Annotated in this window: 12 protein-coding genes; 4 read left to right on the top strand and 8 right to left on the bottom strand. The window is 65.8% G+C overall.

Annotated features, from left to right (window positions below):
• Window positions 1-91 precede the first annotated feature (91 nt).
• Window positions 92-919 (bottom strand): mycofactocin-coupled SDR family oxidoreductase, encoded by an 828-nt coding sequence (locus tag AB4Z42_RS07430; protein WP_442008483.1) that lies wholly within the window; start codon window positions 917-919, stop codon window positions 92-94.
• Window positions 916-2,088, bottom strand: a complete 1,173-nt coding sequence (locus AB4Z42_RS07425; RefSeq protein WP_442008482.1) for an acyl-CoA dehydrogenase family protein — start codon at window positions 2,086-2,088, stop codon at window positions 916-918. The genes AB4Z42_RS07430 and AB4Z42_RS07425 overlap by 4 nt, the downstream gene beginning before the upstream one ends.
• A 113-nt stretch (window positions 2,089-2,201) precedes the next feature.
• On the opposite strand from AB4Z42_RS07425, the gene fabG reads away from it, so the two are divergent.
• From fabG to AB4Z42_RS07405, 4 genes are all read left to right on the top strand, one after another.
• Window positions 2,202-2,939 carry a 3-oxoacyl-ACP reductase FabG gene (gene fabG / locus AB4Z42_RS07420; RefSeq protein WP_442008481.1) on the top strand — a complete coding sequence of 246 codons (738 nt, stop codon included), beginning with the start codon at window positions 2,202-2,204 and terminating at the stop codon, window positions 2,937-2,939.
• Window positions 2,936-4,156 (top strand): acetyl-CoA C-acetyltransferase, encoded by a 1,221-nt coding sequence (locus AB4Z42_RS07415; RefSeq protein ID WP_442008480.1) that lies wholly within the window; start codon window positions 2,936-2,938, stop codon window positions 4,154-4,156. The genes fabG and AB4Z42_RS07415 overlap by 4 nt, the downstream gene beginning before the upstream one ends.
• Window positions 4,157-4,217: 61 nt before the next feature.
• A complete protein-coding gene (locus AB4Z42_RS07410; RefSeq protein ID WP_442008479.1) occupies window positions 4,218-5,411 on the top strand; it encodes an acyl-CoA dehydrogenase family protein in 1,194 nt (397 codons plus the stop codon).
• A gap of 3 nt (window positions 5,412-5,414) precedes the next feature.
• A complete protein-coding gene (locus AB4Z42_RS07405; RefSeq protein WP_442008478.1) occupies window positions 5,415-6,092 on the top strand; it encodes a GntR family transcriptional regulator in 678 nt (225 codons plus the stop codon).
• Here AB4Z42_RS07405 and AB4Z42_RS07400 read toward each other — a convergent pair.
• The 6 genes from AB4Z42_RS07400 to AB4Z42_RS07375 are packed head-to-tail and all read right to left on the bottom strand — an operon-like array spanning window position 6,085 to window position 12,950.
• Window positions 6,085-7,575 (bottom strand): class I adenylate-forming enzyme family protein, encoded by a 1,491-nt coding sequence (locus AB4Z42_RS07400; RefSeq protein WP_442008477.1) that lies wholly within the window; start codon window positions 7,573-7,575, stop codon window positions 6,085-6,087. The genes AB4Z42_RS07405 and AB4Z42_RS07400 overlap by 8 nt on opposite strands.
• On the bottom strand, window positions 7,568-9,082 hold the full coding sequence (locus tag AB4Z42_RS07395) for a class I adenylate-forming enzyme family protein (protein ID WP_442008476.1): 1,515 nt from the start codon (window positions 9,080-9,082) through the stop codon (window positions 7,568-7,570). The genes AB4Z42_RS07400 and AB4Z42_RS07395 overlap by 8 nt, the downstream gene beginning before the upstream one ends.
• Window positions 9,075-10,535 (bottom strand): class I adenylate-forming enzyme family protein, encoded by a 1,461-nt coding sequence (locus AB4Z42_RS07390; protein WP_442008475.1) that lies wholly within the window; start codon window positions 10,533-10,535, stop codon window positions 9,075-9,077. The genes AB4Z42_RS07395 and AB4Z42_RS07390 overlap by 8 nt, the downstream gene beginning before the upstream one ends.
• A complete protein-coding gene (locus AB4Z42_RS07385; RefSeq protein WP_442008474.1) occupies window positions 10,535-11,326 on the bottom strand; it encodes an enoyl-CoA hydratase/isomerase family protein in 792 nt (263 codons plus the stop codon). The genes AB4Z42_RS07390 and AB4Z42_RS07385 overlap by 1 nt, the downstream gene beginning before the upstream one ends.
• Entirely contained in the window at window positions 11,323-12,135 is an 813-nt protein-coding gene (locus AB4Z42_RS07380) for an enoyl-CoA hydratase/isomerase family protein (RefSeq protein ID WP_442008473.1), read from the bottom strand. Before AB4Z42_RS07380 ends, AB4Z42_RS07385 begins: the two co-directional genes overlap by 4 nt.
• Before the next feature lie 20 nt (window positions 12,136-12,155).
• Window positions 12,156-12,950 (bottom strand): enoyl-CoA hydratase/isomerase family protein, encoded by a 795-nt coding sequence (locus tag AB4Z42_RS07375; RefSeq protein ID WP_442008472.1) that lies wholly within the window; start codon window positions 12,948-12,950, stop codon window positions 12,156-12,158.
• Window positions 12,951-13,026 lie beyond the last annotated feature (76 nt).

Raw genomic sequence — 13,026 nt, 5'->3', positions numbered from 1 at the left:
GGGAGTTGCAATGGCCATTTCGAAGCTCGGAGGCGTTGGCGGCGGGCGTGAGCGGCGCCCGCGAACTACGCACGTTCTATTCGCCGAGGGATCAGAACTGTGTTGAGCCCTGGTCGACCGATATCGCCTGCGCCGTCACCATTTTCGACTCGTCGCTGGCCAGCCAGCACACGGCGTCGGCGATGTCCTCGGGCTGAGCCACCCAGGTCGGCAGGAAAGGCGTCAGCACGTTCAACAGCGCCGAGTTGCCGACAACCTCTGCTGCTTTGGCGATCGCCTGGACCATCTCCGGGGAACCCATCTCGGTGACGACGGGGCCGGGGTGCACGCTGTTGACGCGAATCGAATGTGTGCCGAGTTCGGCGGCGAATGCCCGGGCCATTCCCGTGACGGCGTGCTTGCTCGCCGTGTAGTGAATCATGAACGGCTGGAACTTGACTCCGGCCGCAGAGCTGATCAGGATGATCGACCCGCCACGACCGCCGTCGACGATGTGCTGAGCCCCGGCCATCACGGTGTTCCAGGTACCGGTGAGGTTGACGTCGATGACGTCTCGCCACTCGTCGGGGGTGATTGCGTTCCAGGCGTGCGGAGACGTGATCCCCGCGTTGGCGACGATGACATCGAGACGGCCGAATTCGGCGACGCCGTCGTCCACGACCTTGCGCAGGCCGTCGTGATCACGGATGTCGACGGCGTAGGACAAGGCCCGCCGCCCGGTCGCTTCGACCAGCGCCACGGTCTCGGCGAGGTTCTCCGGTGTCGCCGGTGGATAGGGCACACACGAAGGCAGTTCACCCGCGACGTCGACGGCGATGATGTCCGCGCCTTCGCCGGCCAACTTGACCGCATGCGCGCGGCCCTGACCTCGCGCAGCTCCGGTGATGAATGCCACCCGGTCGGTGAGGCGCCCGCTCATTTACTCTCCCGCTGTGCCGTCTTGACGAGGTTGGCGCCGATGATGAGGCGCTGGATCTCGCTGGTGCCTTCGTACAGTCGCAGCAGGCGGACATCACGGTAGATGCGCTCGACGGGCACTTCCCGCATGTATCCGCTGCCGCCGTGGATCTGTACCGCGAGATCGGCTACCTGGCCGACCATTTCGGTGCAGAAGAGCTTCGCGGCAGACGGTGCTATCCGGCGGTCCTCGTCGCTGACCCACAGCCGGGCGGTGTCCCGCACCAGTGCCCGCCCCGCGAGCACACCGGTCTGCTGATCGGCGATCATCGCCTGCACGAGCTGGAAGTTGCCGATCGGAGTGCCGCCCTGGGTAGCCGTCGCCGCGTACGCGACGGACTCGTCGAGCGCACGCTGCGCGGTGCCGACGGCCAGTGCGGCGATATGGACGCGGCCACGCGCCAACGAGATCATCGCCGCCCGGTATCCGATGTCCTCACTGCCTCCGATGAGCGCGCTCGCAGGCACGCGAACGTCGTCGAAGCTGACGTCCGACGTCCAGGCGCCCTCCTGGCCCATCTTGGCGTCCTTGGCGCCGACCACCACACCATCGGCATCGGCAGGGACCAGGAACACCGCGATGCCCGCCCCATCGTCGTCGGCTGGGCGCGTGCGCGCGAAGACGATGAACAGATTGGCCATCGGCGCGTTGGTGATGAATCGCTTCTGGCCGTTGATGATCCAATCATCGCCGTCGCGAACGGCTTTCGTCCGCAATCCGGACGGGTTGGACCCGGCGCCAGGTTCGGTCAGCGCGAAGGAGGCGACGACATCGCCGGTGGCAATCGGTTCGAGCCAGCGCGATCTCTGTTCGTCGGTGCCGAAGCCGACGAGCACCTGTCCGGCGATGCCGTTGTTAGTGCCGAACATCGATCGCAGCGCCAGCGAGGTGTAGCCCAACTCCATCGCGAGCTCGACATCCTGCGCGAGGTTAAGGCCCAGCCCACCCCATTTCTGGGGGATCGCGTAGCCGAACAGTCCCATCTTCTTGGCTTGTTCGCGCAGATCGTCGGGCACCTGGTCGCCGGCCTGGATCTCCTGCTCGCGCGGTACGACGGCGGTGCGCACGAAGTGCCGTGTCTGCGCGAGGATCTCCTGGAAATCCTCGTCACTGACTTCGGTGGTGGTCATCGGGGATGCTCCTCTCCGGCGAGTAGCCCATGGACTCAAAAATCATATATGAAATATGATGTCCGTCTGACGGGGCCCTTACCGGGCTCCTACCAGCGAAGAGGGGTGTTCAGGTGTCGTTGCTGACAGGTCAGACCGCCGTCGTCACAGGAGGCGCGCAGGGTCTCGGCTACGCGATCGCGGAACAGTTCGTCGCCGAGGGCGCCCGCGTGGTGCTCGGTGATCTGGACCTCGGCGCCACGGAGACCGCGGCCAAGCAGCTCGGGGGCGAGCAGGTTGCGCTCGCGGTCCGCTGCGATGTGACGAAGGCCGATGAGGTCGACGCACTCGTCGCGGCCGCCGTCGAATTCGGCGGTCTGGACATCATGGTCAACAACGCCGGCATCACCCGCGACGCGACGCTGCGCAAGATGACCGAGGAGCAGTTCGATCAGGTCATCGCCGTGCACCTGAAGGGGACCTGGAACGGGACGAAAGCCGCGGCGGCCATCATGCGCGAGAACAAGCGCGGCGCGATCGTCAACATGTCGTCGATCTCGGGCAAGGTCGGGCTCATCGGCCAGACCAACTACTCGGCGGCCAAGGCGGGCATCGTCGGTATGACCAAAGCCGCGGCCAAGGAACTCGCACATCTCGGTGTCCGGGTCAATGCCATCCAACCGGGACTCATCCGATCCGCAATGACCGAGGCTATGCCCCAACACATCTGGGATCAGAAGCTCGCCGAGGTGCCGATGGGCCGCGCCGGTGAACCGGCCGAGGTGGCCAAGGTCGCGTTGTTCCTCGCCAGCGATCTGTCGTCGTACATGACGGGCACCGTGCTCGAGGTCACCGGAGGTCGGCACGTATGAGCGTCCGCGAGGCCGTCATCTGTGAACCGGTGCGCACGCCGATCGGGCGCTACGGCGGCATGTTCAAATCGCTGAGCGCGGTGGAACTCGGCGTCGCGGCGCTCAAAGGGTTACTGGAGCGCACCGGGATCGATCCCGCCGCCGTACAGGACGTCATTCTCGGCCACTGCTATCCCAGCAGCGAGGCGCCGGCGATCGGCCGTGTCGTGGCGCTGGATGCAGGCCTTCCGGTGACTGTGCCGGGAATGCAGGTCGACCGTAGGTGCGGTTCGGGTCTGCAGGCGGTCATCCAGGCGTGTCTTCAAGTCGCGAACGGCGACAACGACGTCGTCGTGGCAGGGGGCGCGGAGAGCATGAGCAACGTCGCCTTCTACTCCACGGATATGCGTTGGGGCGGAGCGCGTTCCGGCGTTCAGGTACACGACGCACTGGCACGCGGCCGCACGACCGCGGGCGGGCGGCACTACCCGGTGCTCGGTGGCATGTTGGAGACGGCCGAGAATCTGCGCAAGCAGTACGCGATCTCTCGGCAGGAGCAGGACGAGTTGGCGGTGAGGTCGCATCAGCGGGCGGTCGCCGCACAGAAGGACGGCATCCTCGCCGAGGAGATCATTCCCGTCGCGGTCCGCAACCGTCAGGGCGAGGATCTCATCGATACCGACGAACACCCTCGCGCCGACACCTCGGTCGAGTCTCTCGCCAAGCTGAAACCCGTTCTGCTGAAAGACGACACCGATGCGACGGTCACGGCGGGCAACGCCAGCGGGCAGAACGACGCCGCATCGATGTGCATTGTCACCACGGCCGAGAAGGCCGACGAGCTCGGCCTGACGCCGCTGATTCGGCTGGTGGCTTGGGGATCGGCGGGCGTAGCGCCCAACCTCATGGGCATCGGCCCGGTGCCGGCAACAGAGAAGGCCCTCGGCAAGGCGGGTCTGACGCTGAACGATATCGACCTGATCGAACTCAACGAGGCATTCGCCGCGCAGGCGCTGGCGGTGATGCGGGCGTGGGAATTCACTGCCGCCGACCATGACCGGACGAATGTGCACGGCTCGGGTATCTCGCTGGGACACCCGGTCGGCGCCACCGGTGGGCGGATGCTCGCCACACTCGCACGGGAGTTGAACCGGCGCGGCGCACGCTACGGGTTGGAGACCATGTGTATCGGCGGCGGGCAGGGCCTGGCAGCCGTATTCGAGCGGGTGGACGCATGAGCGAAGCTTGCGAGCGAATCATGGTCCCGGAATGCGGCACCCGAGCCTGCGAGGTGGGCGCATGACCAGGCTTGCGCAGACGCTCGGCCTCACCGAGTTCCAGACCGAGATCGTCGCTAACGTACGGCAATTCGTCGACAAGGAGATCATTCCCGCCGCCCAGGAACTCGAGCATGCGGACACCTACCCGCAGGCGATCGTCGACCAGATGAAGGAGATGGGTCTCTTCGGGTTGATGATTCCCGAGGAATACGGCGGCCTGGGGGAGTCTCTGCTCACCTATGCGCTGTGTGTCGAGGAACTCGCCCGCGGCTGGATGAGCGTCTCTGGGGTGATCAACACCCACTTCATCGTCGCGTACATGATCCGCCAGCACGGCACGGATGCACAGAAGCAGCATTACCTGCCCCGAATGGCGACCGGGGAGACCCGCGGCGCGTTCTCGATGTCCGAGCCGGAGCTCGGATCCGATGTCGCGGCGATCCGCACCCGTGGCAAGCGCAATTCGGACGGGACGTACACGATCGACGGCCAGAAGATGTGGCTGACGAACGGCGGCAGTTCGACATTGGTGGCCGCACTGGTTCGCACCGACGAGGGCGCCGAGAAGCCGCACCGCAACTTGACCGCGTTCCTTGTCGAAAAGCCCACGGGCTTCGGTGAAGTCGTTCCCGGGCTGACGATTCCGGGCAAGATCGACAAACTGGGCTATAAGGGGATCGACACCACAGAGCTGATCTTCGACGGCTACGTGGCGCAGGCCACCGACGTCCTCGGTGAGGCACCCGGCCAGGGCTTCTTCCAGATGATGGACGGCATCGAGGTGGGCCGGGTCAATGTGTCCGCCAGGGCCTGCGGGGTGGGGATCCGCGCGTTCGAGCTCGCCGTGAAATACGCGCAGCAGCGGCAGACGTTCGGCAAGCCGATCGCAGAGCACCAGGCCATCGCCTTCCAACTGGCCGAGATGGCGACGAAGGTCGAAGCCGCGCATCTGATGATGGTCAACGCCGCCCGGCTGAAGGACTCCGGCGAACGCAACGACGTCGCGGCGGGAATGGCGAAGTATCTTGCGAGCGAATTCTGCGCAGAGGTCACTCAGCAGAGCTTCAGGATTCACGGCGGCTACGGCTATTCCAAGGAGTACGAGATTGAGCGGCTGATGCGCGACGCTCCGTTCCTGCTGATCGGCGAGGGGACAAGCGAGATCCAGAAGAACATCATCAGCAAGCGACTGCTCGCCGACTACCGGATCTGATCCGTGTCCGCTCCCGAGACGCCCCAGGTGCTGGCCAGGACACAACTGGCCGAAGATGTCGCACGCATCGTGCGTAAGCGCGTCTTCGACGGCACTTACGCCGCAGGCACATACGTGCGGCTGGACCAGCTCGCAGCGGATCTCGGCATCAGTGTCACGCCAGTGCGCGAGGCACTTTTCGAACTGAAGGCGGAGGGGCTGCTGTCGCAGCAACCGCATCGGGGCTTCGTCGTCCTGCCGGTGACCGGTCGCGACTTGACCGACGTGTCCGACGTGCAGGCCTACATCGGAGGTGAGCTCGCCGCGCGCGCAGCGGCGAACATCAGCGACGAACAACTGCGTGAACTACAACAGATCCAATCCGACCTGGAATACGCGTACGCCGCCGACGACGACGAGCGCGCCGTCAAGCTGAACCACGAGTTCCACCGCGCGATCAACGTCGCGTCAGATTCCCCGAAACTCGCCCAGCTGATGTCGCAGATCACCCGCTATGCGCCAGAGGCGGTCTTCCCGATCATCGCGGGCTGGCCCGAGAAGTCGAACAAGCATCATCGTCGGCTGTTGGACGCGTTGGAGAAGCGCGACGAGAACCTCGCGCGCACCGCGATGTCCGAGCACCTTGCCGCGGGTGCGAAGCCGCTGATCGACCACCTCACCGAGAGAGGCGTGGTCACTTAGCCTCGCGCAGCATCTCGCGCAGCGCACCGACATCGACCTTGCCCGTCGCCTTGCGCGGAATCGCATCGTCGGAGTCGACTGTCAGCCACACCGTCGGTACCTTGAACGCGCTCAACCGTTTACGTGCGGCCGCGCGAAGGTCCTCGACGCCCAGACCGGAGATCAGGACGGCACCCACCGTCCCGGACACCTCGGTGACGAAGGCGCCGTGCACACCGTCGATCGTGCGCAGCGCCTGCTCGACCTCGCTGGGATACACCGTCGCGCCGCTGACCTTGAACATGTCGTCGGACCGCCCGTGGTAGAACATGAAACCGTCGTCGTCGAGGTGGCCGAGGTCGCCGGTGGGATAGAAGCCGTCGGCGGTGAAGAGGTCGTGGTGGTTTCGGCGACAGATTCCGCGCATGACGTGAGGTCCGCGGATCTGGATCTCACCGATGGTGCCGTGTGCCACGGGTGTGCCGTCATCGGGGTCGACGATGCGAACCTCCATGCCGTCGAACGGCTTTCCGCAGCTGCCCCACGCTGAGCGTGGCATGTCGGTGTCGGCCGGATATCCGCAGTACGGCCCGAATGACTCGGTCATGCCGAACAGCCTCGCCCGCGCACCGGGTTCAGCGCGCTGAACCGCGGGCAGAAGCGCCTCCAGGCTGCCGGGACGCAGCGACGACAGATCGACTGCTAAGGAATCGGTTTGGCGTGCGAGCGCTTCCGCTTGGTCGGGCCACCCACGGAATAAGGTGACACGTTCGCGCTCGAGAAGTCGCAGCGTCGCCTCGGGTTTGGGTACCTGCTCGGTGACCAGTGTCGCGCCCGCCAGCAGTGCAGACAACACGCCGCTGCCGAATCCTCCCACCCAGAAGAACGGCATCGGCAGGTAGAGCCGGGTGTCTGGTCCGATGCAACGCGCGGCGAGCCCAGACCGGACCGCACCCAGCGCATTGCCATGCGAGTGGATGACGCCCTTGGGTGGGCCGCTGCTGCCCGACGTGAACATGATCGCGAGTGTGTCGCTGGGCGTAACGGTTTCGGTGACCGCGTCGACGGGTGCATCGTCGGCAGGCTTGGGAAGCCGGTCGGCCGTCCACACCTTGCGGAGCGCGGGGAGATCCACCCGATAGGGCTCAAGGTCGTCGAGGTAGCGGTGGCCGCGAAATTCCTGCACGGTGATGAGGCACTGCACGGAGGCCGCGCGCAGCGCAGCAGCGAGCTCCGGCGGTTGCAGGAGCGTGCTCAGCGGTACCAGCACCGCGCCGATACGGGTGAGCGCGACCGCGATCTGCACCCACTGCGCGCCGTTGGGCATGATCAGGCCCACGCGTGTGCCCTTGCCGACGCCGGTGGCGATGAACGCGGTGGCGAGGTCGCGGCTGGTGGCGTCGAGCTCGGCGTACGTCAGCCGGGCGTCGGGGTCGATGACCATCAGCTTGTCAGCGTCGCCTGCCGCGCGAAGGCGCACCAGCGCGTCGATCGTGTCAGGCATCGAACACCTTTGTGAGACGGGGCATGTCGATTTTTCCGCTCGACATCATCGGAACGTCCGCGGCGGTCACTGCGGCGAAGCGCCGCGGGATCTTGTATGACGACAGCTCGCTCTTGAGCCTTTCACGCAGCGTGGCCGCGTCGAGTCCGGTCCCGTCCGGCACGACGATGACGGCGGCCACCACCTGCCCGCGCTCGGGATCGGGCAGTCCAAACACGTGCGCCACCATTCCGGTGACCTTGGCGATGGCCTTCTCCACCTCGGCGGGGGCGACGTTGGCGCCCGCGCTCTTGATCATCGCGCCGCGCCGGCCGATGAAGTACACAAAGCCGTCGAGATCGGTGCGGACGAGATCGCCTGTGTGAAACCAGCCGTCGGCGTCGAAGCACTCCTCGCGGCTGCGCTTGTAGTAGCGCTGCATCAGGAACGGCCCCCGCGCGCACAGTTCACCGATCTGGCCGGCATCGACGCGTTCGCCGGTGTCGGGGTCGACGACCTTGGTGTCGAATCCGGGTGCCGGCCGACCGAACGATCCCCGTCGATGTTCGGGCTGGTCGGATTCGTCCTCGCTGATCGTGATGACGCTTCCGGTCTCGGTCATCCCGAGCATGGTGTGCCGAAGCTCGGGGTCCGCGGGCCGTACATCGGGGGCCATGATCGGGTAGAGGTTGCCGCGGCGCATGGATGACAGATCGCGACTCGCGAGGCTGGGATGATGGGCGAGCGCGGTGATTCCACCCACGAAACCGTTGGTCATGGTGGGCTTTTCGGCCTCCAGAAGGTCGAGGGTCTCACCCGGATCGGTGGCGTTGGAACACACCAGCGTGGCTCCGGCGAGCATCGCGGCCAGAATCGAGAACGCGATGCCCCCGATCCAGAAGAACGGCGAGTTGCAGAACAACCTGTCTGCCGGCCCCAGCCCGCGGATCTCGTTGAGCACCCGTTGATGGTCGAGCAGCGACGCGTGTGTGTGCACGACACCTTTGGGTGCGCTCGTCGAACCCGACGTGTACACGATCGCCAGGGGGTCGGAGGGGTCGACGTCGTCCTCCATCGCCTCCAGCAGTTCCGAGTCGACGGCGACCGGTGGTGCCGAATCGAAGAAGGCATGACGCAGCAGCGGGATACCGGTTCGATCGATCTGATCCAGTTTCTCGCGGTAGTCGTGGCCGCGGTAAGCGGCGGTGGCGAGCAGGATCTCGATGTCGGCGTGGGCGAGCTGCGTCGCGAGTTCAGGGGCGGTGGCGAACGTCGAGAAGGGAATCACGACGGCGCCGATGCGGGCTGCGGCCAGCATCGCCACGATGAAGTCCGGCCCGTTGGGGTACAGCACGCCAACGTGAGAGCCCTTACCCGCGCCGAGTGTGATCAGGCCGCACGCCAGCTTCGTCGAACGCCGATGGGCATCGGCGTAGGTGAGACGGTCGCCGTCGCATATGAGCAGTGGATGCTCGCCGCGGTTCTGCGCCTGTTCGCGGAGAACGTCGGCGACGGTGGTGTCAGGCATGTTCGACGGTGTTGAAGTGCCCGCGGACAGCGGTCAGATCGGCCTTGCCGGACGGTGTCCTGGGGATCTGCTCGACGATCGCGATGTCGGTGGGAATCTCGTAGCGCGCCAGCCGCGTCCGTAGGTGGTCGAGCAGCGTGTCCACCTCGACAGCGTCGCGCAGTTCGACCATGGCCACAGGTGTTTCACCGAGCCGCTCATCGGGTCGGCCGACCACCGCCGCACCTTGCACCGCCGGGTGGCTCTCCAGGGCGCTGCGCACATCGTCGGGCATCACCTTGAAGCCGCCGCGGATGATGGCCTGATCGGCGCGGCCGAGGATCCACAGGAATCCATCGGCATCGATGCGCGCCATATCGGTGGTCCGCATCCACTCGCCACTGGGTCCGAGCTGACCCGGGCGCACCTCGAGCAGTCCCGCCTGTTCGTCGGCGACGGAATTGCCGTCGTCATCGACGACGCGCAGCTGCGCGCCGAGCGTCGCCCGGCCGACGCTGCCGCGTTTGGTGTGCCAGTACTTCTGGTGGTCGCGTAGCGACCATCCCGCGACACCGCCACCGAACTCCGTTGCGGCGTATGACGTCAGGACGGGTATGCCGAACTTCTCGGTAAACGCGTCGGCATCCTCGGCGGAGAGCGGCGCGGTACCCGAGGTGACGGCGCGAATGCTCTGCAGATCGTCACGCGTGAGGTCCGAATGCAGCACCGTGCGCAGTGCCGCGGGAACCAGTGACACCGCCTGCGGCCGATGCCTGCGCACGGCGTCGGCCCATCGGTCGAGCTCGAAGCGTTCGAGCAACGCGAACGGCCTTGCCTCGCAGACGCATTGCAGGACACGGAACACGCCTCCGATGTGCACCAGCGGGGCATTGACGATCGCGACACCGCGTCGCGGTTCTGTCGGCGGCGGCGCGACGTCGAAGTCGGTGCCGATCACGCTGCGCGCCAGCATGTCGTAGGTGAGATCGATGCGTTTGGGCGGACCCGTCGTACCGCTGGTCAGCATCCGCACCGCGACGCCGGCGCGATCCGCGTCCCCTGTCTTCTCCTCGACCCCGCCGACGGTCAGGGCGCCGGCGAGGCCGGCGATCGCCACCGTGGCGGTAAACGGCGTCGGGGTGACCAGGGTCGTCAGGTCGTCGTCGGTGCCGATGACCAACGGCAGCTGAAGGGACTCGATATCGGCTCTGATGCGGTCATCACCGCGGGAGGGGTTGATGACGACGACCGTGCCACCGCCGATCAGCACGCCGAGGAAGGCGGCGATGTGGGCTGGTGTGTTGCGCAACAGGATTCCGACCTGGCCGTCTGCCACGCCGAGCGATTCGATACGTCGTGCCGACGCGGCGATCTGTCCCCATGTCAGCCAGTCACCGTCGTGCTCCACCGCAGGCCCGTTCGGCCGCAGATCCAGTACGGCCAGGATGCGCCGGCTCAGCGGATGTGCGGTCATCAGCGCAGCCTCGGCGTGGGCCTGTCGCCGGGAGGGCGGGCAGCGAGTTCGGCCTGTCCGAGCGGATTTCCCAACCTCGTGTAGATCAGGTTCTGCTCCATCGCCGCGCGGTAGGGCTTGTCGAGTGACTCCCAGATGGCCTTCACGGTGCCCTGTGTCGCCGACGGTGGTTTCGCGGCGATCGCGGTCGCGATCTCGTGGGCGCGTGCCCAGAGGCGGTCAGCGGACACGATCTCTGACACCAGGCCGATCCGCAGCGCGGTGTCCGCGGTGACGCGTTCGTCGTTGCCCATCAACGCGATTCGCAGCGTCTCGCCGAGGCCGACGCGGCGCATCAGGCCGATAGGCTCCAGCGCGCATACCAGCCCCGCGCTGACGTGTGAGTCGAAGAACGTCGCGTCATCGCTGCAGATGACGACGTCTGATTCGTTGACGAAGTAGAAGGCTCCCGCGGTGCACATGCCCTGCACGGCACACACGACCGGCTTCCACATCTTCTGCCATTTGGGGCTGAGGTATTCGCCCGGATCCTCGTGATTCCACACGTTGTCCGGCTGACCGTACGGCGACTTGATGTCCAGGCCCGCGGAGAACGCCCGAGTGCCCGCCGCACGCACCACCACCGCGTGCACCGAATCGTCGAGCCTGACGATCCGCCACGCCTCGGCCATCTCCTCGCACATCGCCCTGTTGAACGAGTTGAGCGAGTCCGGCCGGTTCAGCGTGATCGAGGCGACGTGGGCAAGGGGATCCACGTCGAGCACGATCGTCTCGAAGTCCGTTGCGGTCATTTGCACTGCCAGTTCGGCGCGCGCTTCTCGACGAAGGCCTTGGGTCCCTCGAGCGAATCCTGTGTGTGCAGATTCCGCTCGCGAAAGGCCTCCGCGAGAATCTCCGCCTCGTTCAGCGGTAGATCCAAGGTCTTGTGAATGGCCAGCCGAGTGCCCCGAACAGCCAGCGGGGCATTCGCGTTCACCATGTCGGCGATCTCGTGCGCGCGCTCGAGAAGACGATCGTGCTCGACGATCTCGGAGATCATGCCGAGGTCGTAGGCGCGCTGGGCATCCATCCGTTCATGCTTACCCGTCAGGGCCATGCGCAGCGCGATGTTGCGGGGGAGTACGCGGGCGAGTCGCACCATCTCGCGACCGGCAACGAGGCCGATGCTGACGTGCGGATCGAAGAAAGTGGCGGTGTCCGAGGCGATCACGATGTCGCCCGTCGTCACCCAGTCCAGGCCGGCGCCGCAGCAGATCCCGTTGATCGCAGCCAGGACGGGTTTGGCCATCCGGCGAAAGGGCGGCGTGCCCTCCTGAGGTGCCTCCCACTGGTCGTAGGTCGACAGGTACGGCCGTTCGTTGATGACCTTGCCGTCTTCCGGAATCTGTTTCGCATCGGCACCGGTGCAGAACGCCCGGCCGGTGCCGGTCACGATGAGTATCCAGATGTTGTCGTCGGATTCGGCCTCGTCGTACGCGGTACGCAGTTCGGTGATCATGTGCGGACTCAAGGCGTTGAGCGCTTGTGGCCGGTTCAGCGTGATCGTGGCTTTATGGCCGTCGACCTCGTACGTGATGTCGCTGAAGTCAGAGGAAGACATTCTTCACCTATCCGTCGGGGTCACCGGCCACCGAATTCCGGCGTGCGCTTCTCGCGGAACGCCGCGAGTCCTTCTTTGAAATCCTTGGTCCGGCACGACAACTCCAGGTTGAACAGCTCCTGGTTCATAGTTTGCGGCAGCGTGGCGTGTTGCCCGTAGTGAATGGCCTGTTTGGCAAGTCCGATGGCGACAGTGGGGCCAGAGGCCAATCGCATCAGCAGTTCTGTCGCGACGTCATCCAGTTCGGAGTCGTCCACGCAGAGGTGGATCAGGCCCCAGTCCGCCGCGACGGATCCGCTGACCTTCTCGCCGAGCAGCAGCATGCTCTTCGCCCGCGCCACCCCGATGAGTCGGGGCAGCAGCCACGTCGAACCTGAATCCGGGCTGAATCCGCGATTCACGAACGGTTCCCAGAACACGGCGTCTGCAGCCGCGACGGTGAAATCGGCGGCCAGTGCCAGATTGCAGCCGAGCCCGGCGGCCCAGCCGCGCACACTGCACACGACGGGCAGCTGGATGGTGTGGACCAGTTCGATCACGCGGTGCGCACCGTGCGGAACGCGGCGTACGAGGTCCCCGGTGCGGGGGCGATCGCCGCTGTTGGCGCTGACCCAGTCGACGCCTGCACAGAAATCGGTTCCGCCGCCGCGAATGTGAACGGCCCGAAGGGAGTCGTCGGTGGCGGCGTCGGTCAACGCGTCGACGAACGCGTCGACCATCGAGGGGTTCAACGAATTGCGTCGCGCCGGTCGTTCGAGCGTGACGTGCAGAACGCCGTCCACCCGGGAGGTAGTCACCGCCCCGTCGTCAGCCACCGTTGCCGCCGCCCTTCCCTCGTTCTACGGTTGGGGATACAGTATTGCTATCTTGTACAAGTTAGCAAGGAAAGCG

Source organism: Mycobacterium sp. 2YAF39 (assembly GCF_052114565.1).
Taxonomy (GTDB): domain Bacteria; phylum Actinomycetota; class Actinomycetes; order Mycobacteriales; family Mycobacteriaceae; genus Mycobacterium.
Note: the sequence above shows the minus strand (reverse complement) of the source record. Positions and strands in the feature narration are given on the sequence as shown.

Coding starts and splice junctions, on each gene's coding strand:
- AB4Z42_RS07430 (WP_442008483.1), bottom strand. CDS start 919: ATGAGCGGGCGCCTCACCGACCGGGTGGCATTCATCACCGGAGCTGCG.
- AB4Z42_RS07425 (WP_442008482.1), bottom strand. CDS start 2,088: ATGACCACCACCGAAGTCAGTGACGAGGATTTCCAGGAGATCCTCGCG.
- AB4Z42_RS07415 (WP_442008480.1), top strand. CDS start 2,936: ATGAGCGTCCGCGAGGCCGTCATCTGTGAACCGGTGCGCACGCCGATC.
- AB4Z42_RS07410 (WP_442008479.1), top strand. CDS start 4,218: ATGACCAGGCTTGCGCAGACGCTCGGCCTCACCGAGTTCCAGACCGAG.
- AB4Z42_RS07400 (WP_442008477.1), bottom strand. CDS start 7,575: ATGCCTGACACGATCGACGCGCTGGTGCGCCTTCGCGCGGCAGGCGAC.
- AB4Z42_RS07395 (WP_442008476.1), bottom strand. CDS start 9,082: ATGCCTGACACCACCGTCGCCGACGTTCTCCGCGAACAGGCGCAGAAC.
- AB4Z42_RS07390 (WP_442008475.1), bottom strand. CDS start 10,535: ATGACCGCACATCCGCTGAGCCGGCGCATCCTGGCCGTACTGGATCTG.
- AB4Z42_RS07385 (WP_442008474.1), bottom strand. CDS start 11,326: ATGACCGCAACGGACTTCGAGACGATCGTGCTCGACGTGGATCCCCTT.
- AB4Z42_RS07380 (WP_442008473.1), bottom strand. CDS start 12,135: ATGTCTTCCTCTGACTTCAGCGACATCACGTACGAGGTCGACGGCCAT.